General features: G+C 62.5%; 19 protein-coding genes and 1 pseudogene. 8 read left to right on the top strand and 12 right to left on the bottom strand.

Going from position 1 to position 22,872, the window contains the following annotated elements:
* Positions 1 to 122: 122 nt before the first annotated feature.
* The 4 genes from NKJ93_RS25365 to NKJ93_RS25380 form a co-directional block, all read right to left on the bottom strand.
* Positions 123 to 2,435: a putative bifunctional diguanylate cyclase/phosphodiesterase gene (locus NKJ93_RS25365; protein ID WP_352591795.1), complete on the bottom strand. Its 2,313-nt coding sequence runs from the start codon at positions 2,433 to 2,435 to the stop codon at positions 123 to 125.
* Positions 2,436 to 2,587: 152 nt separating this feature from the next.
* A complete protein-coding gene (locus tag NKJ93_RS25370) occupies positions 2,588 to 6,067 on the bottom strand; it encodes an indolepyruvate ferredoxin oxidoreductase family protein (RefSeq protein ID WP_352591798.1) in 3,480 nt (1,159 codons plus the stop codon).
* A 224-nt stretch (positions 6,068 to 6,291) separates the two neighbouring features.
* A complete protein-coding gene (locus NKJ93_RS25375; RefSeq protein WP_023718048.1) occupies positions 6,292 to 6,837 on the bottom strand; it encodes a hypothetical protein in 546 nt (181 codons plus the stop codon).
* Positions 6,830 to 7,453: a CGNR zinc finger domain-containing protein gene (locus NKJ93_RS25380; protein WP_023718049.1), complete on the bottom strand. Its 624-nt coding sequence runs from the start codon at positions 7,451 to 7,453 to the stop codon at positions 6,830 to 6,832. The genes NKJ93_RS25375 and NKJ93_RS25380 overlap by 8 nt, the downstream gene beginning before the upstream one ends.
* A gap of 160 nt (positions 7,454 to 7,613) precedes the next feature.
* Here NKJ93_RS25380 and NKJ93_RS25385 point away from each other — a divergent pair, with 160 nt between their 5' ends.
* The 5 genes from NKJ93_RS25385 (at position 7,614) to NKJ93_RS25405 (ending at position 12,771) form a co-directional block, all read left to right on the top strand.
* A complete protein-coding gene (locus tag NKJ93_RS25385) occupies positions 7,614 to 8,519 on the top strand; it encodes a branched-chain amino acid ABC transporter permease (protein ID WP_352547935.1) in 906 nt (301 codons plus the stop codon).
* A gap of 204 nt (positions 8,520 to 8,723) precedes the next feature.
* Positions 8,724 to 9,308 carry a TRAP transporter small permease subunit gene (locus tag NKJ93_RS25390; RefSeq protein WP_023718051.1) on the top strand — a complete coding sequence of 195 codons (585 nt, stop codon included), beginning with the start codon at positions 8,724 to 8,726 and terminating at the stop codon, positions 9,306 to 9,308.
* Complete coding sequence (locus NKJ93_RS25395; protein WP_031193698.1) at positions 9,308 to 11,080, top strand: TRAP transporter large permease; 1,773 nt, start codon at positions 9,308 to 9,310, stop codon at positions 11,078 to 11,080. The genes NKJ93_RS25390 and NKJ93_RS25395 overlap by 1 nt, the downstream gene beginning before the upstream one ends.
* A gap of 16 nt (positions 11,081 to 11,096) precedes the next feature.
* Positions 11,097 to 12,122, top strand: coding sequence for a zinc-dependent alcohol dehydrogenase family protein (locus NKJ93_RS25400; protein WP_023718053.1), 1,026 nt, complete (start codon positions 11,097 to 11,099; stop codon positions 12,120 to 12,122).
* Between the two features lie 364 nt (positions 12,123 to 12,486).
* A complete protein-coding gene (locus tag NKJ93_RS25405) occupies positions 12,487 to 12,771 on the top strand; it encodes a VOC family protein (RefSeq protein WP_352591801.1) in 285 nt (94 codons plus the stop codon).
* Between the two features lie 150 nt (positions 12,772 to 12,921).
* Here the strand turns inward: NKJ93_RS25405 and NKJ93_RS25410 are convergent, their stop codons facing one another.
* Positions 12,922 to 14,031, bottom strand: a complete 1,110-nt coding sequence (locus NKJ93_RS25410) for a TRAP transporter substrate-binding protein (RefSeq protein WP_023718055.1) — start codon at positions 14,029 to 14,031, stop codon at positions 12,922 to 12,924.
* Between the two features lie 284 nt (positions 14,032 to 14,315).
* On the opposite strand from NKJ93_RS25410, the gene NKJ93_RS25415 reads away from it, so the two are divergent.
* Positions 14,316 to 15,089 carry a gamma-glutamyl-gamma-aminobutyrate hydrolase family protein gene (locus tag NKJ93_RS25415; RefSeq protein WP_352591804.1) on the top strand — a complete coding sequence of 258 codons (774 nt, stop codon included), beginning with the start codon at positions 14,316 to 14,318 and terminating at the stop codon, positions 15,087 to 15,089.
* Between the two features lie 6 nt (positions 15,090 to 15,095).
* On the opposite strand, the gene NKJ93_RS25420 is transcribed toward NKJ93_RS25415, so the two are convergent.
* From NKJ93_RS25420 to NKJ93_RS25440, 5 genes and pseudogenes are all read right to left on the bottom strand, one after another.
* The gene (locus tag NKJ93_RS25420) at positions 15,096 to 15,491 is read right to left on the bottom strand and encodes a hypothetical protein (RefSeq protein WP_352484378.1); all 396 of its coding nucleotides are present in this window, start codon (positions 15,489 to 15,491) and stop codon (positions 15,096 to 15,098) included.
* 154 nt (positions 15,492 to 15,645) lie between these two features.
* Positions 15,646 to 16,626, bottom strand: coding sequence for a 2-hydroxyacid dehydrogenase (locus NKJ93_RS25425; RefSeq protein WP_023718057.1), 981 nt, complete (start codon positions 16,624 to 16,626; stop codon positions 15,646 to 15,648).
* Positions 16,623 to 17,645 (bottom strand): LacI family DNA-binding transcriptional regulator, encoded by a 1,023-nt coding sequence (locus NKJ93_RS25430; RefSeq protein ID WP_023676245.1) that lies wholly within the window; start codon positions 17,643 to 17,645, stop codon positions 16,623 to 16,625. The genes NKJ93_RS25425 and NKJ93_RS25430 overlap by 4 nt, the downstream gene beginning before the upstream one ends.
* A gap of 68 nt (positions 17,646 to 17,713) precedes the next feature.
* Positions 17,714 to 18,597, bottom strand: a pseudogene (locus NKJ93_RS25435) (DMT family transporter).
* 185 nt (positions 18,598 to 18,782) lie between these two features.
* Entirely contained in the window at positions 18,783 to 19,190 is a 408-nt protein-coding gene (locus NKJ93_RS25440; protein WP_023718059.1) for a DUF2000 family protein, read from the bottom strand.
* Positions 19,191 to 19,241: 51 nt separating this feature from the next.
* On the opposite strand from NKJ93_RS25440, the gene NKJ93_RS25445 reads away from it, so the two are divergent.
* Entirely contained in the window at positions 19,242 to 20,114 is an 873-nt protein-coding gene (locus tag NKJ93_RS25445) for an AraC family transcriptional regulator (RefSeq protein ID WP_023718060.1), read from the top strand.
* A gap of 1 nt (position 20,115) precedes the next feature.
* Here NKJ93_RS25445 and NKJ93_RS25450 read toward each other — a convergent pair whose 3' ends face one another.
* Together NKJ93_RS25450 and NKJ93_RS25455 are read right to left on the bottom strand one after the other, a co-directional pair.
* Positions 20,116 to 20,598, bottom strand: a complete 483-nt coding sequence (locus NKJ93_RS25450) for a MarR family winged helix-turn-helix transcriptional regulator (protein ID WP_023718061.1) — start codon at positions 20,596 to 20,598, stop codon at positions 20,116 to 20,118.
* Positions 20,599 to 20,801: 203 nt separating this feature from the next.
* On the bottom strand, positions 20,802 to 21,524 hold the full coding sequence (locus NKJ93_RS25455) for an intradiol ring-cleavage dioxygenase (RefSeq protein ID WP_352591807.1): 723 nt from the start codon (positions 21,522 to 21,524) through the stop codon (positions 20,802 to 20,804).
* Positions 21,525 to 21,710: 186 nt separating this feature from the next.
* Here NKJ93_RS25455 and NKJ93_RS25460 point away from each other — a divergent pair, with 186 nt between their 5' ends.
* Positions 21,711 to 22,772 (top strand): CobW family GTP-binding protein, encoded by a 1,062-nt coding sequence (locus tag NKJ93_RS25460; RefSeq protein WP_352591810.1) that lies wholly within the window; start codon positions 21,711 to 21,713, stop codon positions 22,770 to 22,772.
* Positions 22,773 to 22,872: the final 100 nt, after the last annotated feature.

A 22,872-nucleotide genomic window follows, 5' to 3' on the forward strand; every position in this document is an offset into this window, starting at 1 on the left:
GTCGACACTAAGGCAGGGTCCTGAGATGTAAAGATGAAAATAAGCAGGAGGTTGTTTACCGCTCGTTAAGGTTAACAATCGACCAAATTGTACTAAATTTGCGCGGTTTTTCGACATAAAAATCAACGCCGCGTCGCCTTCCTCGCTGTTTTGATGTCCTTGGCAAAGGGCCAGACCGTGCTCGACATCGTCTCGATGCCGGACGCGCTGAGCGCCGACCCGAACAGAAAGCCCTGGACCAGGTCGGGCTTGACCTGCAATGCCAGGATCTTGAGCTGTTCGAAGGTTTCGACGCCTTCGACGGTGACAGAAAGTCCCAGCGGCCGTGACAGGTTGACGATGCCCTTGAGCAATTCGAGCGACCGGCTGTTCTGGGTAACGTCGATCAGGAACGAGCGATCGATCTTGATCTTGTCGAGCGGCAGTTTGTGGAGATAGCTGAGGCTCGAATAACCGGTACCGAAATCGTCGAGCGCGATGCGAACGCCGAGCCGCTTCAATTCCTCGATATATTGGCGTGTCAGCGACTTGTCATCGAGCAGCGCCGTCTCGGTGACCTCGATCTCGAGGCGGTCGGCCGGCAGACCGGAACCGGCCAGCGCATCGCGAACCTTCTGGATGACATCACGATTGCGGAAATCCTTGGCCGAGAGATTGACCGACACGCTGGTCTGGGCCGGCCATTTGGCGCATTCCGTGCAGGCCGCATGCAGGACGAAAGTGCTGATGTCGGAAATGATGCCCATTTCCTCCGCAAGAGGAATGAAGATACCGGGGGAGATCGGCCCGAGGTCGGGATGATCCCAGCGGCACAGCGCCTCGCAACTGGCGATCCGCATCGTGTTCATCGCGACGATCGGCTGGTAGACGACTCGCAGCTCCTTGTTTTCCACCGCACTGCGCAGATCCGCCTTCATCAGCTGGCGGCTGCGGAAGGCAGCGTCCATGGAGGCCTCGAACAGCCGCCAGCCGTTCTTGCCAAGCTCCTTTGCCTTGTAGAGTGCAAGGTCGGCCTTGACGATCATGGCATCGACGTCGGTATCCCTGACCCGCGAGAGCGCCGCACCTCCGCTGGCCTGGATGCGCAATCCGTGGCCGGCGACATCGACCTCGCCCTGTAGATTGACAAAGATCTCATCAACCTGGCCGGTCAGATGGCTTTCATCTTCGATGCGTTCGAAGAAGATCATGAACTCGTCGCCGCCGAAGCGGCTGACGGTGATACCTGGCCCGGCGATCGCGGCCAGCCGCTCAGCGACGGCGTAGATCAAACCGTCACCGACCGGATGGCCGAGCGTATCATTTACGCTCTTGAAATCGTCGAGGTCGAGCACGACCAGCCCGCAGAGACGATCCGGATCGCCCGAGGCCATGGCCTCCACGACCAGCTCATGGAAATAGGCGCGATTGGGCAGACCGGTGAGACTGTCGTAGCGCGCCATGAAGCGGATCTTGTCCTCCGCCTCGACGCGGGCGGTCACATCCTCGAAAGTGATGACGCCCAGTTCCTGGCTGCCTTCCCGGGCAGAAAATTCATAGTGCTGGCCGTTGGCGAGCGAGACCAGAACCTTGCGGTCGCGGCCCTCGCGCAGGGCGCGCGTCAGTTGGGCTTCGATGTAGCGGCAATCCTTCGGCGCCAGCATGCCGCCGGCAACGCCGCGCATCAGCAGACCGTGGATCGACCGTCCGAGCAAGGCATCCGGCGATTTGAGCGACATCAGGTGCGCGGCTTCGGCATTGGCCACCGCTACCCGGCCGTCCGGACCGAGCATGACAAGACCATGCGACATGGTGTTGAGGGCGCGGTTGAAACGCTGTGCGATGCGGTTCGCCTTTTTTTCCTCCGAGACGGCGGCAAAAAGCACGTCGCGGACCGTGTCGGCGAATTTGCGAATAGCAAACAGGAATGGGGCGGACAGGAGCCCGAGAAGGATGTGGTAGATATCGCCACGTAAAAGGAACCCCAACGAGATCGGCCACGTCAAGGCAAGCGTCAGGATGGTGACCATGCGCGGGGAGCCATAGTTGCGCCCGGCAATGGAGGTGGCCGTGGCCAGCGTCAGGCAGACGGAGGCGATCTCAGCGAAATTGTCGCGCGCAAAATAGATGCCAAGCAGGCAGAAGGCGCCAAGCGTGAGCCCGTGCAAGGAGCCATAGAGGATGTAGTCGTTCTCGCGCTTGTGCGCCTCTTCCCAGGTCGCCGGCGGGGGCAAGCTGTTGTATTTGCGGAAGTTTCTCATACGGAAGATGCCGACGAGAACCATCGCGATCGCGACAAGCAGATAAAGCGGGTCGCCGCTTTTCCACCAGACAAGGCCGATCAGGAAGGTCTGCGCGACAATGCCGATCGAAAGCGTAACGCCGTCGCGAAACAGAGTTTCCACGAACGGAATGTAAACGTCGACCGGAATCTCGTTTTGTCTTTTCAGATTCACGCCTGGATCCCAACCCTTGGGAACCCAGCAGTGTCACATTGGCCTTAAGAAAGGTTTAGAGAGGCGGTTTGAGACCTGCCGGGATCCCCCGCTGACGCTGCGGAAACAGGGAAACTACCGTTCAGGTAAACAAGGCGTATCACGGTGCGGAATCATTCGGCGGCTTGAAGCTGCGGCCGCAGTGGCGCCGTCGAAAGGCGGTCGAGCAGACGCTGGCGTTCGCCGGCGGCTTTTTCGGCACTGGCCCGCTTGACGTGGCCATAGCCGCGGATGAGCGCCGGCACCGAGACAAGCGCGGCAGCGGCCTCGATCTTGCCCGGTGCCAGCGCGCCGGCGACAAGCTCCAGGTCGGCTTCATAGATGGCAAGAAGCTGCCGCTCCATACGCCTCTCGGCGCTGTAGCCGAACAGGTCGAAAGCGGTGCCGCGCAGGCCCTTCATCGCCGCCAGCAGGCGGAACCCGTTCATCATCCACGGACCAAAGCTCGATTTCTTCGGCTTGCCGTCACTGCCGCGCCTGCCCATGATCGGCGGTGCGAGATGGAATTCGAGCCTGTCGTAACTCTGGAGCTGCTTTGCGAGATCTGCGGCAAAGGAGCCGTCGGTATAGAGCCGCGCCACCTCGTATTCGTCCTTGATAGCCATCAGCTTGAACAGGTTCTTTGCGGCAGCTTCGGTCACCACGGTCGAACCGGGCACGACCTTGGTTTCGGCCTTACGCAGCGCTGCCAGTCTGTCGGCATAGCGCTTGCCATAGGCGGCGTTCTGATAGGCGGTCAGGAAGGCGACGCGGCGGGCAATGATGTCGGCCAGCGTCTCGGCAATCGCGGCAGGCTGCGTGGCCTTGCCCGGCTGGGTGAGAAGGCCGCGCACGAAATCCGGCTGGTGGGCGGCGCGGCGACCCCAGCGAAATGCCGCGATATTCATCGCCACCGCCTCGCCGTTGAGCTCGATTGCCTTCTCGACCGCCTCGTCCGACAGCGGCAAGCCGCCATGCTGGAAGGCAAAGCCGAGCATAAACATGTTGGCGCCGAGCGAACTGCCGAACAGCGCGGTGGCGGTGCGGGTGGCGTCGAAGAAATGCGCCTTGTCGTCGCCCGCGGCAGTTCTTATCGCTTTCTTCAGCCGCTCGATAGGCAGCGAGAAATCGGCCGAACGGGCGAACTCGCCCGGCATGATCTCGGCGGTGTTGGCGAGGAAGATGGTATAGCCTTCGCGCACCGCGGCCATCACCTTCTTTGCACCCGAAACGACGAGATCGCAGCCAAGCACGAGATCGGCCTTGCCGGCCGATACGCGAATGGCGTGGATGTCGTCCGGCGTGCGGGCAATACGGACATGGGTGAACACGGAGCCGCCCTTTTGTGCGAGGCCGGCCATGTCGATCATGCCGCAGCCCTTGCCTTCGAGGTGGGCTGCCATGCCGAGCACTGCGCCAATGGTGACGACGCCGGTGCCGCCGACACCGTCGATGATTGCCGCCCAGCCTTGTTCACCGAGCGTAAATTGCGCCGGCGCCGGCACCCCCGCGAGCGGGTCGGCCGCGCCGGCTATGCCTTCGGCTTTCCTGATTTTGGCGCCGTGGACGGTGACGAAGGACGGGCAGAAACCATTGACGCAAGAGAAGTCCTTGTTGCAGCTCGACTGGTCAATCTTGCGCTTGCGGCCGAATTCGGTCTCGACCGGCTGGATCGAGACGCAATTCGACTGCACGCCGCAATCGCCGCAACCTTCGCAGACCAGCTCGTTGATGAAGATGCGCTTGTCGGGATCGGGGAAGGTGCCGCGTTTGCGGCGGCGGCGCTTCTCGGCGGCGCAGGTCTGGTCGTAGAGCAGCACCGAGACGCCCTTGACCGAACGCAACTCGCGCTGGACGAGATCGAGGTCGTCGCGGTGGTGGATGGTGGCGCCGGCGGGAAATTCCACCTTGCCGGTATATTTGTCCGGCTCGTCGGTGACGATGGCGATGCGCTCGACGCCCTCGGCGCGCACCTGCCTGGCGATCATGTCCACCGTCAGGCCGCCCTCGTGCGGCTGCCCGCCGGTCATCGCGACGGCGTCATTGTAGAGGATTTTGTAGGTGATGTTGGCGTCGGTCGACAGCGCGAAGCGGATCGCCAGCACACCCGAGTGGTTGTAGGTACCATCGCCCAGATTCTGGAAGATGTGCTCGCGCTTCGAGAACGGCGCCTGGCCGACCCACTGCGCGCCCTCGCCGCCCATGGCAGTGAAGCCGACGGTGTTGCGGTCCATCCACAGCGCCATGAAATGACACCCGATTCCGGCGGCGGCGAGCGAGCCGTCCGGCACCTTGGTCGAGGAATTGTGTGGGCAGCCGGAGCAGAAGAAGGGCGTGCGCGAGGCGATGTCTGACGTGTCGGCCAGCATCGCCTGGAACTGGCGCAATTTCGCCACCCGCGCGGCAATTTCTTCCGACGGGCCGATCGTTAGCAAGATCCTCTCGCCGAGTGCGATGGCAATGTCGTTGGGGTCGAGCGCGCCCTTGGCCGGGAACAGCCAGTCGCCGCGTTCGTTTTTCTTGCCGACGATGACCGGCTGCGTGGCGGTGCCGTAAAGGTTCTCGCGCAGTTGCACCTCGATCAGCGAGCGTTTCTCCTCGACGACAACGATGGTGTCTAGGCCGCGAGCAAAGTCGGCGATGTGCTGCAGGTCGAGCGGCCACGGGCAGCCGACCTTGAACAGCCTGATACCGATACGATTGGCGGTTACTTCGTCGATGCCTATGTCTTCGAGCGCCTGCCGAACGTCGAGATAACTCTTGCCGATGGTGACGATGCCAAGCTTCGGGCTGCTGCCGCCTGAATAGACGATCCGGTTCAGCCCGTTGGCGTGGATGAAGGCCGAAGCAGCGGCGCGCTTGTATTCATGCAACCGCTCCTCCTGGCCGAGCATGTCGATCTCGTTACGGATGTTGAGGCCGCCGGGCGGCATGTCGAAGTCCGGGATGACGATATCTAGCCGGTCGAGCGCGGCATCGACCGAGGCCGTCGATTCGATGTTGTCCTTGACGCATTTGATCGCCGCCCAGGTGCCGGCAAAACGCGACATGGCAAAGCCGTAGAGGCCGTAGTCGATGATCTCCTGGACACCGGCCGGATTGAGGATCGGCACCATGGTGTCGACAAACAGGAACTCGGTGGCATGCGCGTTGGTCGAGGATTCGGCCATGTGGTCGTCACCCATCAGGGCCAGCACGCCGCCATGTTTCGACGAGCCGGCGAGATTGGCGTGACGGAACACGTCGCCGGAGCGGTCGACGCCCGGACCCTTGCCGTACCAGACCGAAAAAACGCCGTCACGAGTGCCCTCGCCCAGCAATTCGGCCTGCTGCGAGCCCCAGCAGGCGGTGGCGGCGAGCTCCTCGTTGAGACCGGGCTGGAAGACGATGTCCGACTGCGCGAGCTGGTCCCGGGCCTTCCACAGCTGCATGTCGAGGCCGCCGAGCGGCGAGCCGCGATAGCCGGAGACGAAACCGGCGGTGTTCAGGCCAGCCCGGCGGTCGCGCTCGCGTTGCATCAGAAGCATGCGGATGACTGCTTGGGCACCCGACAGGAAGATGCGCTCCTTTGCCAGGTCGAACTTGTCGTCGAGCGCGACATTGTGCAGCGTCATCAGGCATTTCCTGTGCGGAAGCCGCACCTGGAGGGTGCGCGGCCAACGTCGGAGTCAAGTACCTATAGTCTTTCTTCCCTTGCCGGGGAGGTCAAACAAAATCGAAGCCGCCAGGCGGTCCGCAACAAATCATCAACGCCGCGCCCGCCGGCGTAAGAAACCGCGCGTCGGCTGTTTTCGACAGCAATAAAATTCCGCGCCATCCGATGCCGTCGAAAAATGCGTCAGAGACCTTTCGAACAGTCGGGCTTAGGTTCGTTCGGCAACTTGCCGTCCGGGTGGCCGGCAAGGTCCGGATTGGGCGTATAAAGCTGATCGATGACCAGCGGCCGGTCGGGCAGGACGGACTGGTCCTCCGTCGACATCAGAGTGGTGTCGATCTTCTGGAGGATCGTGCCGTCAGCGTCCTTGATGCTGATCGCGATCGCGTAAGGCTTGTCCTTGACGACGCATTGAAGCGCCGGACTCTCCAGCGTCACCTTGTCGAGCTTCGGCCAGATTTTCTGCTCGACTGCCAGCGGCTCGCCGCCGGCCGGGTTTTGGAAGCTGGCGACCGCGACCTGCCCCTCCCCCATCGGCCGCAACGGCCGCAGCGTAACGAGGTAGGTCGCCCTGGCGAGGCGATAGTTGAACACGAATATCTTGCCTGAAATCTCGAACAATTTGCCATCGCCGTTGTCGTCCGTGCCCGTCTCGCGACAGGCGCCGAGCGCTGCAGCCACAATCAGCGCAACCCCGACAACGATCGAGCGCGAAAACAGCCTAGCCATTCTGGACCTCGCCATTGTGGACCTCGTTCGCCGCCGTCCGGCGGCGATAGTGACGGTTTGCCTTCTGGCGGTTGCCGCATACCGCCATGTCGCACCAAAGGCGGCTGGAATTGCGGCTTCGGTCGACAAACAGCCAGCTGCAGTTGGGACAAATCCTCAGCCTGGCGATGGTGTCGCCGCGCAGCAGCGACAGCGCCGAGACCGCCAATGCCGCCTCAAAGGCGATCGGCGTCGCCGGGTCGCCGAACGGTTTTCCAAGCGTCCCGATTTCGGTGCGGCCATGGGCGAGGCCGTCGGCGCAGGCTTCCAGGAATTCAGGCATGTCGGCGGTGGCGATCGCACCTTTCGACACCGCGCGGCGAAACAGCCGATCGGTGGTTTCGCGGATCGACAGTACCACCGGCGCGATCTTGTCCGGCGACGGGGCCTCCAGCCGCCTGCCGCCGAGCTCGGCGGCGCGAAAGCCGCTGGCGGCTTCGGCAAAGCGGGCAATCTCGGCGGGATCGTCGAAACGGTCGAAGGTCTTCTCCGGATGGTGCCGCAGCACAACGGTGTTCGCCGTGTCGAGCGCAAGCATGCCGCCGGTGAAGCGGTGCGGAGTCCAGGATACCGTCATGCGATGAAATCTAACCGATAAATCGCATTTGACAAGTTAGATTCCGAGTGCAACGCTCTTCACGGCTGCGAGCGCCGCGGCTTGTAGCACTTTGATTTTGTGCATGATCCCAGCGAAAGTCGATTTCCGATTATTCGGAGCCATGCACCGAGGATTTTGCATGCTCTATTTCTTCCAGCAGGTTCTGAACGGGCTGCATTCGGGCGCGCTCTACGCACTGCTTGCCTTCGGCTATGTGCTGACTAACGGCATCCTGCACCGCACCAATCTTGCCTATGGCGCGCTGTTCGCCTTTTGCGGGCAAACGATGATCCTCACCGCGGCATTCGGCTATCAGGCACTGTGGCTGACGCTGCTTGCATCGGTCGCGCTCGGCATAGTTGCGGCGTTTCTCTACGCGGCGCTGATCAGCCACGTTCTGTCACGAAGCATCTTCGAACCCTTGGCCGACCGCTCGCCCAATGCGATCGTGGTGACAACGCTCGGTATATTGCTGGTCTTGTCGGAAGCCAGCCGCATCGCCGCCAACACCCACGATCTGTGGTTGCCACCGATGCTGGCCCAGACCATCGTCTTCGCGCAGAGTGCCAGCTTCAAGGCGACGTTGACGCTGATCCAGTTGCTCGATTGCGCTGCCGTGCTGGCGGCCATTGCGCTGGCTGCGTGGGGCTTCACACATTCGAGCTTCGGCCGCAGTTGGCGCGCCGTTTCCGACGATCCCAAGGCTGCTGCGATGTGCGGTGTCGATGTCCGCGCGGTGTTTCGGCGTGCGGTGCTTTTCGGCGGCCTTTGCGCTGCGCTGGCCGGCGTGCTCGCCGGCTTCTACTACGGCAACATCAGCTTCGGCACCGGCCTGGTCTACGGGTTGAAGATCCTGTTCGTGACGGCAGTAGGCGGCTATCTTTCGCCGCTGCGGGCGGCACCGGGCGCCGCCGCTTTCGGCATGGCCGAATCGCTATGGGCCGGCTATTTCCCGCTCGAATGGCGCGATGCCTGGATGTACCTGTTCCTCGTCGCCATGCTTGTGCTGATCGGCGCCGGCCGCGACCAACAGAAGATCGCCTGAGCCGCACCCGACTTTGGTTGGTGAAAGAGCCGCATGTCCTTGGACATGCAAAGGACGCGGCAGCTTTTTTGCCGGTCGTCACCTCACAACTGTGTTTATGCGGGCAGGCCCGTGTTGACCCGCCGAACCACGCACTGCATACCGTTGGTCCACAGCGGCGCAACGGACAGGGAACCGCCGCGCTCTGACACAAGGGAGGAATGCATGGCAGGGCTTCTCGCTCTTTCCAGAACCATTGACCGTTTGAACGAATTCATCGGCAAATGGGTATCGTGGCTGATCCTGCTCGCAATTCTGGTAAGCGCCGCTAACGCCGTCATCCGCAAGCTGTTCGACATGTCCTCGAACGCCTGGCTGGAATTGCAGTGGTATCTGTTCGGCGCCGCCTTCATGCTGGCCGCCGCCTACACGCTGAAGCAGAACGACCATATCCGCATCGACATCGTCTACGGCATGTTCTCGCGCCGCGTGCAGCACTGGATCGACCTTTTCGGTCACGTCTTCTTCCTGATGCCGTTCGTGACATTGATGGTGGTCTATTTCGTTCCCTATGTGTCGCTGTCGTATCGCAGCGGCGAGATGTCGAACAATTCCGGCGGGCTGATCATCTGGCCGGCGAAGGCGATCCTGCTGGTCGGCTTTTTCCTGCTTGCGCTGCAGGGCATTTCCGAAATCATCAAGAAAATCGCCATCATGCGCGGTCATATGGACGATCCCACTCCATTCATATCGGTGCATGAACAGGCCGAGCTAGAAGCCAAGGCGCTCGTCGAAGAGGTGCGCTCGTGATCGAGTTCATCGCCCAGAACATGGCGCCGATCATGTTCGCCTCGCTGATCTTCTTCCTGCTGATCGGCTACCCCGTCGCCTTCTCGCTTGCCGCCAACGGCCTGATGTTCTTCTTCATCGGCGTGCTGCTGTCGCCCTATTCGGGCGGCTCGATCAACCTCGCCTGGCCGTTGCTGCACGCGTTGCCGGACAATTTCTACGGCAGCCGGGTGATGTCGAACGACACGCTGCTGGCGATCCCGTTCTTCACCTTCATGGGCATCGTGCTCGAACGATCCGGCATGGCCGAAGACCTGCTCGACACGATCGGCCAGTTGTTCGGACCGGTTCGTGGTGGCCTGGCCTATGCCGTGATTTTCGTCGGCGCGCTGCTGGCCGCGACGACCGGCGTGGTGGCGGCTTCCGTCATTGCCATGGGGCTGATTTCGCTGCCGATCATGCTGCGCTACGGCTACGACCGGCGGCTGGCATCCGGCGTCATCGCAGCATCGGGCACGCTCGCCCAGATCATCCCGCCGTCACTGGTGCTGATCGTGCTGGCCGACCAGCTCGGCCGCTCGGTCGGCGATATGTACAAGGGGGCGCTGATCCCCGGGCTCATTTTGACCGGCATCTACATGCTCTACATCCTGCTCATGTCGATCGTCCGGCCGAAGTCGATGCCGGCACTGCCGCTGGAGGCCCGCACGCTCGGTCACGGTGTGCTGTCGCTGCTGGCGGCGCTGCTGGCGGCGGTGGTGGTTTCCTATGCCGCGTATCGCTACCTCGCGCCAAACCATGGCGGCAATGCCGATATCCTCGGCGCCACCATCGGCGTGATCTTCATCTATGTCGTGGCGATCATCGACCAGCGCCTGAAGATCAACCTGATGTCGAGGTTGGCACAGCAGGTGATCATCGTGCTGATCCCGCCGCTGGCGCTGATCTTCCTGGTGCTGGGTACCATTTTCCTCGGCATCGCCACGCCGACGGAGGGCGGCGCCATGGGCGCCGTCGGCGCGCTGGCGATGGCGGCGATGAAGGGGCGGCTGTCGCTCGACGTGGTCAAGCAGGCGCTGGCCTCAACGACGCGGCTGTCGTCCTTCGTGCTGTTCATCCTGATCGGCGCGCGGGTGTTCTCGCTGACCTTCTACGGCGTCAATGGCCACATCTGGGTCGAGCACCTGTTGACGTCGCTGCCGGGCGGTGAAGTCGGTTTCCTGATTGGCGTCAACATCCTCGTCTTCGTGCTCGCCTTCTTCCTCGATTTCTTCGAGCTCGCCTTCATCATCGTGCCGCTTTTGGCGCCGGCGGCCGACAAGCTCGGCATCGACCTGATCTGGTTCGGCGTGCTGCTCGGGGTTAACATGCAGACCAGCTTCATGCATCCACCGTTCGGCTTCGCGCTGTTTTATCTGCGCTCGGTCGCCGCACGCGTGCCCTATCTCGACCGGCTCACCGGCAAACAGATCGCGCCCGTCACCACCGGGCAGATCTATTGGGGCGCAGTGCCGTTCGTCTGTATCCAGGTGATCATGATCGGCCTGACCATCGCCTTCCCGCAGATGGTGATGCACTACAAAGGCGCCGTCGTCGATCCAGCGACGATCGACATCAAGGTGCCGGAGATGCCCAGCCTGTCGCCGCTCGGCACGCCGCCGGCCGGTGGCAGCACGGCACCCGCTGCGCCCGGCGCGCAGGACCTGTCGCAGCCGCCAAGCTTCGACGAAAAGCCGCCCGCGAAACCGGCGGCACCGGCAACCGATCTGTCGCAACCACCGAGTTTCAATTGACGAAGGCCCGGCAGCCATGAAGGCGGTGCGACTGGAGCGAGTGGGCGGCCTCGCCGTGTGCGAGGTCGAGAAACCGACTGCCGGACCGGACGAGCTGCTGGTGCGGATCGAGGCGTGCGGCGTCTGCGGCACCGACCGGCATCTTTTCCATGGCGAATTCCCGTGCACGCCGCCGGTGACTCTCGGCCATGAATTCTCCGGCATCGTCGAGGCGATCGGACCTGCCGTATCCGGCTTTGCCGTCGGCGACCGCGTCACCGGCGATCCCAACATCGCCTGCGGCCGGTGCGCGCATTGCCAGGCCGGCCGGGTCAACCTCTGCGGCAATCTGCGTGCCATCGGCATCCATCGCGATGGCGGCTTTGCCGAATATCTTGCCCTGCCGCAGAAACAGGCTTTCGTCCTGCCAGGCGATCTGACGCCGACGCATGGTGCGTTCTGCGAGCCGCTCGGCTGCTGCCTGCATGGCGTGGACCTTGCCGCGATCAGACCAGGTTCGTCGGTTGCCGTGCTCGGCGGCGGCGTGATCGGCCTGCTCACCGTTCAACTGGCAAAGCTCGCCGGTGCGACGACCATCATCCTGTCGACGCGCCAGGCCTCGCGGCGCGCCCTTGCCGAGGAACTTGGCGCAACGGCGACGGTCGATCCCAGCGCTTCCGACATCACCGACGCGATCGTCGGCCGGTCGGGTTTGATGCCGGGCGGCGTCGACGTGGTGTTCGAATGCGCCGGCGTGAAAGACACCGTCGAGCAGGCGATGCGGCTGGCCAAGGCGGGCGGCACAATTGTCGTCGTCGGCGTCATGCCGCAAGGCATGAAAGCGGCGTTCGAACCGTTCGACCTGCTGTTCCGCGAGTTGAAGGTCCTGGGCTCCTTCCTCAATCCCTTTACCCATCGCCGGGCCGCCGATCTCATCGCCTCGGGTGCGATCGAGGTAGACCGGCTGATATCGCGACAAGTCGACCTCGACGAGGCGGTGGCGATCATTGCCAACCCGTCGGCACCAGGTGAGGTCAAGGTCCTGGTAGTGCCTCAGGGCTGATCGATCGGGCCAGTTGCCACCGGCGGGGCGACCGGTTACAGAAACTACGCCGAAAAAGACATTGCCGGTTCGGTAGTCCGGCTCTTCCCGTCCTGAGCACGATGCTCGGGGAAGCCTGTTCGCCACATTACTTGTGGGAGAACCCGCGGCCGGCAAGCGAGGCGAAACTCGCGAGCCGGTCGGGTCACGTCCGGATTTTCGGATGTAGCGGTCCCGCCGGTTTGCGCTCTTCGGTCGAAGCCTGTCCGCATTCAACCCGTGGCAGGAGACGCATCATGAAACTGAACCACATAAATCTCGTCACCACCGAAGTTGCCGGCCTTGCCCGCTTCTTCACCAGCCATTCGGCTTTGAATTTGTCGCCGTGCGCGGCAAGGACGCCTTCGCGGTTCTGCGTGGCATCGATGGCTTCATCCTCAATCTGATGAAGCCGGGGAAAGGCGAGCCCGCCAGCTATCCGGACGGCTTTCACGTTGGCTTCTTCGTCGGCAAGCCGGAGTTTGTGCATGCAAAGCGAGCCGGGCTTGCCGATGCCGGCCTGCAACCGGGCGAGGTCCAGCAGCTAATGCGCGGCCGCATCCAGTCGACGACGTTCTATTGCCATGCGCCGGGTGGAGTACTGGTCGAAGTCAGTGCGTCCGAAGGCTGACAGGGAAGGACCGCGGGGCGTGGCTCGCGGTCCTTTGACGAGATCCATCAAACGCCTGGAGCGGAATGCATTCAAACCAAACGGGACATCCGCTTTGTTTTAGCCCTTTTCTGCGACGCCGAGTGGAGCCACTCGGCGTCGCAGAATATTCTAGAGCTTGCCGTTGCGCTGCTGGACCATCATGAAGGTGTCGTAATTGTACTCGGCCACCTGCGCCCAGAGATAATGCTCCTTGCGGAACGCCTTGATCGAGTCCCAGATCTTCTTGAACGGCGCGTTCGAGGCTTCCATCTCGGCATAGACTTCGTTGGCCTTTTCGAAACAGGCGGCCATGATCTCCTGGCTGAACGGGCTCAACTTGGCGCCGCCGGCAACCAGCCGCTTCACCGCCGCCGGGTTGAGGTAGTCGTATTTCTGCAGCATGTTGGCGTCGGCCGCTTGGGCGGCAGTGTGCACCAGCGACTTGTAAGCCGGCGAAAGTTCGTCGTATTTCGCCTTGTTGAACATCAGATGGACGGTCGGTCCACCTTCCCACCAGCCGGGATAGTAGTAATAGGGCGCAACCTTGTAAAAGCCGAGCTTCTCGTCGTCGTAGGGGCCAACCCATTCGGCGGCGTCGATCGTGCCTTTTTCCAGCGCCGGATAAATGTCGCCACCGGCGATCTGCTGCGGAACTACGCCGAGCCTTTGCACCACTTTGCCGGCAAAACCACCGATACGCATCTTGAGGCCGGAAAGGTCGGCGACCGTTTTGATCTCCTTGCGGAACCAGCCGCCCATCTGCACGCCGGTATTGCCGCCCGGCAGCCCGAACAGACCCTGCGTCGCCAGGAACTCGTTGAACAGATCGATGCCGCCGCCATGATAGTGCCAGGCGTTTATGCCGCGCGCGTTGAGCGAAAACGGAACCGCCGCCCCCAGCGCCCAAGTCGGGTCCTTGCCCCAGTAATAGTATGCCACCGTATGGCAGGCCTCGACGGTGCCGGCAGTGGTGGCGTCGGCGGCCTGCAGGCCGGGAACGAGTTCGCCGGCGGCGAAGACCTGGACCTGGAAGTTGCCGTCGGTCGCCTCCGACAGCATCTTGGAAAACACTTCGGCGCCACCATAGATCGTATCGAGCGACTTCGGGAAGGACGACGCCAGCCGCCAGGTCACTTTCGGGTTGGACTGGGCGATGGCCGGCGCAGCAAGTGTCGCGGCAGCCGCCGCGGCGCCGAAACCGGTGGTGCCGGCCTTGCGGATGAACGAACGACGATCCATGAAGTTCCTCCCTTTGGATCAACTGACCGACATTCGGGACGCTTCGGAGCCCGGATCGGCTTCGAGCCCGACAATACACAGGCAAGGAGTCGAGTCCAGCGTCGCAGCCCGGTTTGAGTGGCGCATTTCGGGGAAATTCACGGCGTTGGGGCAGATCTTGCAACTATAGTCTAAGGTCGATTAACTGGCCTACGCGACACGCCGAAACTTGCCATGGAAATGCGCCTTCGGATCGCCTATTTTGCAGGCAGATAATTCGTTGCACCCGATGGGATCCGGACCAAATGCACCAGCCGCTCGTCGCCATATCGACCGACGTCCGCCAGTTCGACAATTACATCTGGCATGCCGCCCCACAGCAATATCTTGAAGCGGCGCTTTCGGGTGCAGGCGTGTTCCCGCTGCTGGTACCGTCCTTCGGCGACCGGCTCGACTTCGATGAACTGCTTTCCGCCGTCGACGGCGTCATGGTCACCGGTTCGAAGTCCAACGTTCATCCCTCGCTCTATGGCGGTGACGCCAGCGAAGCCAATGGTCCTTACGACTCCGCCCGCGACGCGACGACGTTGCCACTGATCCGCCGGGCGGTGGAGCGCGGGGTACCGCTGCTCGCCATCTGCCGCGGAATCCAGGAGATGAATGTGGCACTGGGCGGCACGCTGGCGACCGAAATCCAGGAACGCGTCGGTTCGCTCGACCATCGTGCGCCGGCAAGCGACAATCAGGACGAACGCTTCGCCATCCGCCAGAGCGTGTCGATAAAACCCGGCAGCTGCCTGGCCGGGGTCTTCGGCGCCGGCGACATCCTGGTCAATTCGGTGCATCGCCAGGCCATCGATCGGCTTGGCCCGAAGCTGCAGGTCGAAGCGGTCGCCGCCGACGGCACTGTCGAGGCGGTTTCGGTCAAGGACGCCCGCGCCTTCGCTGTTGGCGTGCAGTGGCATCCAGAGTACTGGGTCGAATCTGACGACATCTCGGCAAAGATTTTCCGCGCCTTCGGCGACGCTGTACGTCTGCATCAGGCGGCGAAATCGGGCGCGCGCGCAGCGGCAGAATAGCGCTCGTCAGTTGCCGGCCGACGCCAGCGATAGCAGCGGCAGCGCCGGCGCGTAGGATTCGTAACCGTCGCCATCGGCGACTGAGAACATGACGATTGGATCGGTGCCGTTGGCGCTGAATGTGACCGTGCCGTCATTCTGCTCTCGCCAGAACTTCGCCTGCTCGACACCGGGCAACACCCGGCGGCAATTCGCGGCGACCGTCAACAGCGACAAGCCTTGCGAAATCTCGGCGCCACGGCTGACCGCACAAGACGCCTCGTCACCATGGGCTACCAGCCGGTAGTTGCCGGATGAAGGTGGTGACTCACTGGCTGCACGGCTTTCACCGCTACCGGCATAAAACAGCTGGACGCTGCCGAACAGCACAGCAACCGCCATCAATGCAGGAAGCGTTTTCATCCTGTTTCTCCGCGCATTTCAAGCGCGCCGCGTTCGAAGAGATCAGGAGGCGCGCTTCATCTTGCTGTCATGTGCTGTCAGGCGGACAGACACTAGGAAGGGACCAGAATGATTCCGAAGGGTTAAGCTGAAGTTAATAGATATGGCAGCCCGCTTACGGCCTTGCCTTGACATTTGCCGTCTCCGGCACCGGCGTCAGTGCCTTGCGCTGCGAAAACCACGAGACCAGATTGTCGACGCATAGGTCCGCCATGGCGCGGCGGGTGTGCTGCGAGGCGGAGCCGACATGTGGCAAAAGCGAGGTGTTGGGCGCGGCAAGCAACGCCGCTGGCACATTCGGCTCGTCGGCAAAGACGTCTAGCCCGGCAGCGGCGATGCTGCCGCTGGCAAGTGCGGCGGCAAGGGCTGGCTCATCGACCGTGCTGCCCCGGCCGATATTGACGAAGACGCCGTTCGGCCCAAGAGCCGAGAGGATTTCGGCATTGACTGCCCTTTCCGTCGCGGCCCCGCCGGGCGCCACCGAGATCAGTGTGTCGACCGCCTCGGCGAGACCTTTCAGCGTCGGGTGATAGTCATAGGACAGGCCTTCGACGCGGCGCCGGTTGTGGTAGGCGATGGGCAGCCCGAAAGCGTCGAGCCGGCGGGCAATGGCGAGGCCGATGCGGCCCATGCCAAAGATACCGACATGGCGCCCGCGCAGGGTCAGCCGGCTCAGCGGATAGTTGCCTTTGCGCAGCCAACTTCCGTCGCGCAGCCAGGCCTCGGCGCGCGGCAGTTCGCGGATGGTGTTGATCAGCAAGCCGAGCGCCGTATCGGCGACCTCTTCGGTCAGCACATCCGGGGTGTTGGTGACCATGATGCCGCGCTGTACGGCGTGGCGGACATCGACAGAATCATAGCCGACGCCGAAATTGGCGATGATCTCGAGCTTTGGCAGCGCGTCCATCAACGCGGCGCTTATGCCGCCGAAGGCGGCTATGCCGCGCACCGTACGGCGCATGTCGTCGGTGACCAGCGACGGATCGGCGCCTTCGATCCGGACGCGGCTGAACGCCCCGTCGATGCGGCCGACCGCATGGTCGTTGAACTGGCCCGGCACCAGAATGGCGACAGCTTGCTGTTCGGTTTTTGTCATGCACGTTCCACCGGTTTGCCGGTCGACTGGCGCACATGCAGTTCCGGCTTGATCAGTTCCTGCGACGGCCGCACCGTCTGTCCGTTGAGTTTGTCGAGCAGCGCGCTGGCGGCGCGGCGGCCAACCTCGCGCTGGCCGTTCCAGACCGTGGTCAGTGCCGGCGTCGCGATCGCCGCTTCCTCGAGGTCGTCATAGCCGGTAACGGAGATGTCGATGCCCGGCACCAGCCCCGCGCGCGCAATGCCGTTCATCAGGCCGATGGCGACGAGGTCGTTCCAGCAGCAGGCCGCGGTAGGCCTGTCTTTCAGCGCCAAGAACTGCCCGGCAGCCTCGAAGCCGGCCTGCTTGGTGCGCGGGCCGGCGATACGCCATGACGGCCTGACCTCGAGCCCTGCCGCCTCCATGGCGTTGACATATCCCTGATAACGGTCGCGGCCGGTCGACGTCTGGTCGGTACCGCCGATCATGGCGATGCGCTTGTGGCCAAGCGAGATCAGATGATTGGTAGCAAGCCCGGTGCCATAGGCATCGTCGCCGCGAAACACCGGCACGTCGGCACCTTCGACGGTGCGTGCAATCAGCACTGCCGGGAGACCGTTCTCCTCGGCCATGATTATGTCTTCGGGCGGTGTGCCGATGGCCGGCGACATGATGACGCCGTCAGCGCCGAGCTGCAGAAGCGTGTCGATGAAGGTGCGCTGTTTCTCGAGTTGGTCGTAGTGGTTCGACAGGATGAAGGTCTGCCGGCTGCGGTCGAGTTCGCTCTCGATCGAACGCAGTATCTCGGCAAAGAACGGGTTCATGATGTCGTGGACGACGACGCCGACAATGCCCGAGCGTGAGGTGCGAAGGCTGGCGGCACGGCGGTTGTAGATATAGCCGATGGCGCGTGCATGTTCCTTGATACGGTCGCGGGTGCCGCCGGCGACCAGCGGGCTGTCGCGCAAGGCCAGCGAGACCGTGGCCGTGGACACGCCGAGCGCATCCGCGATGGTCGAAAGCTTGATCTTCTGTGCCAGCGCCCTGCGCTCCCGAAGCAATTTAAACTGTTTAAAGGCCGGCTCTTATGCCATCGATCCCGAGCAAATCAAAGTTTTTTTGCCAGCGCTTCCGCCTCCGCGTCCAGCGTCGCGCGGTTGTGCAAGCGAAGCCGGTGCTCGCGGTGGACGATGTAGAGGCCGCTGGCGACGATGACGGTGGCACCGACCAGCGTCCAGCGGTCGGGAAACTGGTTGAAGACGATCAGGCCGGAGATGATCATCCAGATCATCTGCGAATAGGGATAGGGAGCCAGGGCCGTGGTGGTGGCAAGGCGATAGGCCTGCACAAGAAGCCAATGGCCGATGGCGCCGAAGACGCCAAGCATCAGCAATATGAACCAGTGCCAGCCATCCTGCGGCAGCGAAAGCGAAAACGGCAGTGTCGGCAGCAGCAGCACGGCCGGCGCCAGCGCCGAAAACAGGATGAGACTTTCCGAGGTTTCCGTCGCCGACATACGGCGCGTCATGATGACGTAGAAACTGTTCGATAGCATCGAGCCGAGCGCAAAGAGATGGCCGACGCCAAAAACCCCGATGCCCGGCCGGGTGATGATGAGGACGCCGACAAAGCCGCTCATGATCGCCAGCCAGCGCCGCCAGCCGGCCCATTCGCCGAGCAACGGACCGGCAAGCGCGGTGATCACCATCGGGCCGAAGAAGTAGATCGAGGTGGTTTCCGCCAGCTGCAGCGTCCGCAGCGCCAGAATGTTGACATGGTCGATCCGAACAGGAGCAGACCGCGCGTGAGATGCGCCGGCAGGTTGGCGGGACGAAAACGCAACGGCTCACGCCATCCGCGCAGAAAGACGCCGACAAGCAGGACATGGACCGCGAAGCGGGTCCAGGCGACGATCAGCGCCGAGACGCCAGCCAGCACAAGGTACTTGCTGCTGGTGTCGAGGAAGGTGAAAAACACATAGACGGAAAGCATGCACAGGATCGCCGCCGGCGACGTCGCGCTTTCGTCTTGTCTTGGGGGAGCATTCAATTTCAGGCCGGACGGGAAGCAAGGCAGTCCCTCACCAATGCGGGAATTGTCGCCAGCGGGCAAGCCAAAAGAGGCTGGCACACCGACAGGCGACGACGGGCTCAGTTTTGTTCCTGGTGGCCGGAGAGTCAGGTGTGCATGCGGGCACCCTTGGTGATCTTGTCGACGAGCTTCTTTTCGGCGCGAAGCGCGATGCCGACCACCTTGGCATCCTCCGGCGCAAATTCGGCAAAGACGGCACGGTTGGCCAGATCGTACCCAGTCGAAAACATTTCCTCGACATAGAGCGAAACCGTCACACCACGCTCCAGCGCCCGCCGCTGGATCGTTCCGAGCGCCTGGCCGTCTGCCGAAAGCACGATGACCGGCTGGATCGATAGCGGGTTGTAGATATTGCCGGCGCGGTCACGGTAGGGCTCGCCGATGAGGTCGGGAAACTGCGCGACGATGCCGCTGGTCAGAAAGGCGGTGACGTTGAGCTTCTGCCAGACGGGAAGATCGTCCCTGAGCACGATTGCAAATTTCGTATCGAACATGCGACAGTTTCCAATCCGAAAGGGGGCCAATCCGAGGCTGCGAGTGAAGCGATGCCGCACGGTCTAGACGGGGAAGCCTTTCAGGGTCTTGGACGTTTGTGCGTGGATGCAGCCGAGAACTGCATCGTATCGGCACCCGGTACTGCCGGCATGGAACGCATCGAGGCCCGGTTCCACGGCAACGCCTTCGATCTCCATCGCCACGACACCTATGCAATCGGGGTGACGCTTTATGGCATACAGAGCTTCCGCTATCGCGGCGCGACGCATCAGAGCCTGCCTGGCCAGATCATTATCCTTCATCCCGACGAAATGCACGATGGCGGCGCCGGCACAGAAGACGGATTGCGTTACAGAATGCTGTATTTGGAGCCGTCCCTGATGCTCGATTGCCTCGGCGGCGGGTCACTGCCGTTTGTCGGGGATGCCGTGATGACAGACCGCGATTTCCGCGCGACGCTGCTTTCGGCGCTCGGGCCGCTGGATCAGGAACTGGACGAGCTGTTTGTGGTCGATTTCATGACGCAGCTGATGCAAAGCCTGGCCCGGCACGCCGGTCAGCCGGCGAAACCGATAGCGAAAACTGCATGGCGTGCCGCCAGTCTGGCGCGCGACTATCTGGAGGAAAATGTCGCGCGGATTGTACGTTCGGATGAATTGGAGGCGATCACCGGATTGGACCGTTATGCCCTGTCGCGGCATTTCCGCGCCACCTTCTCCACCAGCCCGCACCGGTTCCTGTTGATGCGCCGGCTTCAACGAGCCCGTCGGATGATCGAATGCGACGAGCCGCTGGCGCAAATCGCCATCGCAGCCGGCTTCAGTGACCAAAGCCATTTCAATCGGCATTTCAAGAAGGCGTTCGGCGTCACACCCGGACGCTGGTCGGCACTGACGCGGCGGCCGTCAGCGGCGAACGCGTGACCTATTCAAGGATCTTGTCCTCGATATCCAGTTCGTCATCGGGGAGCACCATTTCGCCGTTCGAAAGATTCGCTTCGACACGTGCAAGCAGCTTGAACAGCGATTTCTGATCCTTCTTGTCGAGACCCTTCAATGCCTGCTTTTCGGTCTTCTTCACCGATTTCTCGATGGCGTGGATGATTTCGCGGCCGGTGTCGGTGAGGAAAATATGAGCCTGGCGGGCATCGGCGGAGGAGGCGCGCTTTTCCAGAAAACCCTGTGCCTGCAGCCGGTTGATGGTCTTGGTGATGGTCGGCGGACGCACGCCGAGGCGGCCGGCAAGATTGCCGGGCGTCTGCCCGTCCTCGCGGTCGAGCGCCAGCATGATCTGGTCCTGACCGGCATAGAAGCCATGCGCCAGAAGCCGGGCGGCGAGCGCCGTGCGCGCCAGCCGCGCCGCCGAATGCAGCCGGCTCATTGTTGCAGTCTTGTCCGCCTTGGCCATGCTCATCCCTCCTCGGCCGAACCGGTGCGGACAGCATAGAAGCAGGCCGCCGATTGGCAATGACGATCGAAAACATTCCGGCTCGGAAAATAGCTTTGCCGGCAAGCATCGCGGTGTTCGCCGTGGCTAATGCCAGATGTTTATTTCAGTTAGATGACAAACGACTTTCCGCGACGGCTGGATGGCGACGTGACGAGGCGCCCTCAACCGGCCTTCACCGCGACCACCATCAAGGCCTGATAGGCGTCCGCCATTTCCCGCAGCGCTGCCTGTGACAGCGGCCCGGCCTGGCGGGCAATGCCGTCCCGCGTGTTCGATGTATCGCGTTTGCCGGGGCGATCGTTATAGGGCGCGACGGTGGCGAATATCTGCTCGCTCAAGCTGTCGGGGAAGAACATCTGGCCGGTCATCGCCGAGCGGTCGTCGGGGAAGATCTTGAAATGGATGTGGGTGGTGCGGCCGCGATACCAGCCGGGATAGATGGTGGCGAAAGAAGCGATGCCGCTTTCATCGGCTCTCTGCCAGCCGCGCAGAAAGCTCTGGCCGGACGTGTCGATATCCTGCCCGTCGCCCTGTCCGGGATAGCCGGAATAGGCGCCCTGGGCGTCGCAATGCCAGATATCGACGCGTGCGCCGGGAAGCGGCCGGCAGGCGGCGTCGACGATTTGCAGCCGCACATTGAGGGCGACGCCCTTCTTGCCCTCGGTGATATCGGCGCGTTCGAGCTTCGGGTCGAAATAGAACGGTCCTTCTGTGACCTCGGGCGTGATGGCGCAGACGCCGGCACCGGCTTTGAACAAAGCAAGCCCGGCATAGGGCGAGACCTGCCCGGCCCTTACGCCGGCGGGCAGGAATATGCCGCCCGTGGTGACCGCTACAAGACCGAGAGCCTGCCGCCGGCTTAGTGGCAAGGACTTGTCGGACATCTGGCGCCTCCTCAGTGCGAACAACCCCTCGCCCTATCTAGGCCCCACCGCCAGCCCGCGCCAATGAACGTTCGGCAATGTGAGGAAAGTTCGGCAATACCGGCCTCTTTGGCCCATCGGTTTGCCTCGTGCAAAAGCGGAGCACACATCCTATATGGAGCCGACAATCCCTATTCGAGGCACAATATGAGCGACGCACAGACGCAGATCCCCGTTACCGTCCTTACCGGCTATCTCGGCGCCGGCAAGACGACACTGCTCAACCGCATCCTTTCGGAAAACCATGGCAAGCGCTACGCCGTCATCGTCAATGAGTTCGGCGAGATCGGCATCGACAACGAGTTGATCGTGGAATCCGACGAGGAAATCTACGAGATGAACAATGGCTGCATCTGCTGCACCGTGCGCGGCGACCTGATCCGCGTCGTCGAAGGCCTGATGCGCAGGCCCGGCCGCTTCGACGCCATCGTCGTCGAGACCACAGGCCTCGCCGATCCCGTGCCGGTAGCGCAAACCTTCTTCATGGACGACGATGTGCGTTCCAAGACCAGGCTCGATGCGGTGGTGGCGCTGGTCGACGCCAAGCACCTGCCGCTGCGCCTCAAGGATTCCCGCGAGGCCGAGGACCAGATCGCCTTTGCCGATGTCGTCGTGCTCAACAAGACCGACCTGGTCACCCCCGAAGAGCTGAGCAAGGTGGAGGCGACGATCCGCGCCATCAACCCGGCGGCACGCATCCATCGCACCACACGCGCCGGCGTGGCGCTGTCCGAGGTGCTCGATCGCGGTGCGTTCGACCTGTCCCGGGCGCTGGAGAACGATCCGCACTTCCTCGAGGCGCATGACGATCATGACCATCATGATCATGATCACCATGATCACGAGGGCCACGATCATCACGATCATGACGGGCATGACCATCATCACGCGCACCCTTCCGACATCCATGATGTGACGGTGCAGTCGGTGTCGCTGCGCGGCGGCGAGATGGACCCGAAAAAGTTCTTCCCGTGGATCGAGAAGGTCACCCAGATGGAAGGCCCGAACATCCTGCGGCTGAAAGGTATCATCGCGCTGAAAGGCGATGACGAGCGCTATGTCATCCAGGGCGTGCACATGATCATCGAAGGCGACCACCAACGCGCCTGGAAGGACGGCGAGAAGCACGAGAGCCGGCTGGTGTTCATCGGCCGCGAACTCGACGCCGAGCGGCTGAAGACAAGCTTCCAGGCCTGCCAGGCCGCTTGATTTAGCTGCCCTTTCCCCCTTCTCCCCTTGTGGAGAAGGGGCGCCCGCAACGCTGGCGCTCTCTCCTCACGACGATCCGAAGCACGGGTTGAGACCCGCA

It is taken from the genome of Mesorhizobium sp. M0028 (assembly GCF_040323855.1).
GTDB lineage: Bacteria > Pseudomonadota > Alphaproteobacteria > Rhizobiales > Rhizobiaceae > Mesorhizobium.

Bases quoted from the DNA above. Each gene is read 5' to 3' on its own strand.
- NKJ93_RS25370 (WP_352591798.1), bottom strand. From the start codon at position 6,067: ATGACGCTGCACAATGTCGCGCTCGACGACAAGTTCGACCTGGCAAAG.
- NKJ93_RS25375 (WP_023718048.1), bottom strand. From the start codon at position 6,837: ATGGCTAGGCTGTTTTCGCGCTCGATCGTTGTCGGGGTTGCGCTGATT.
- NKJ93_RS25380 (WP_023718049.1), bottom strand. From the start codon at position 7,453: ATGACGGTATCCTGGACTCCGCACCGCTTCACCGGCGGCATGCTTGCG.
- NKJ93_RS25385 (WP_352547935.1), top strand. From the start codon at position 7,614: ATGCTCTATTTCTTCCAGCAGGTTCTGAACGGGCTGCATTCGGGCGCG.
- NKJ93_RS25390 (WP_023718051.1), top strand. From the start codon at position 8,724: ATGGCAGGGCTTCTCGCTCTTTCCAGAACCATTGACCGTTTGAACGAA.
- NKJ93_RS25400 (WP_023718053.1), top strand. From the start codon at position 11,097: ATGAAGGCGGTGCGACTGGAGCGAGTGGGCGGCCTCGCCGTGTGCGAG.
- NKJ93_RS25410 (WP_023718055.1), bottom strand. From the start codon at position 14,031: ATGGATCGTCGTTCGTTCATCCGCAAGGCCGGCACCACCGGTTTCGGC.
- NKJ93_RS25415 (WP_352591804.1), top strand. From the start codon at position 14,316: ATGCACCAGCCGCTCGTCGCCATATCGACCGACGTCCGCCAGTTCGAC.
- NKJ93_RS25420 (WP_352484378.1), bottom strand. From the start codon at position 15,491: ATGAAAACGCTTCCTGCATTGATGGCGGTTGCTGTGCTGTTCGGCAGC.
- NKJ93_RS25425 (WP_023718057.1), bottom strand. From the start codon at position 16,626: ATGACAAAAACCGAACAGCAAGCTGTCGCCATTCTGGTGCCGGGCCAG.
- NKJ93_RS25440 (WP_023718059.1), bottom strand. From the start codon at position 19,190: ATGTTCGATACGAAATTTGCAATCGTGCTCAGGGACGATCTTCCCGTC.
- NKJ93_RS25445 (WP_023718060.1), top strand. From the start codon at position 19,242: ATGCCGCACGGTCTAGACGGGGAAGCCTTTCAGGGTCTTGGACGTTTG.
- NKJ93_RS25450 (WP_023718061.1), bottom strand. From the start codon at position 20,598: ATGGCCAAGGCGGACAAGACTGCAACAATGAGCCGGCTGCATTCGGCG.
- NKJ93_RS25455 (WP_352591807.1), bottom strand. From the start codon at position 21,524: ATGTCCGACAAGTCCTTGCCACTAAGCCGGCGGCAGGCTCTCGGTCTT.
- NKJ93_RS25460 (WP_352591810.1), top strand. From the start codon at position 21,711: ATGAGCGACGCACAGACGCAGATCCCCGTTACCGTCCTTACCGGCTAT.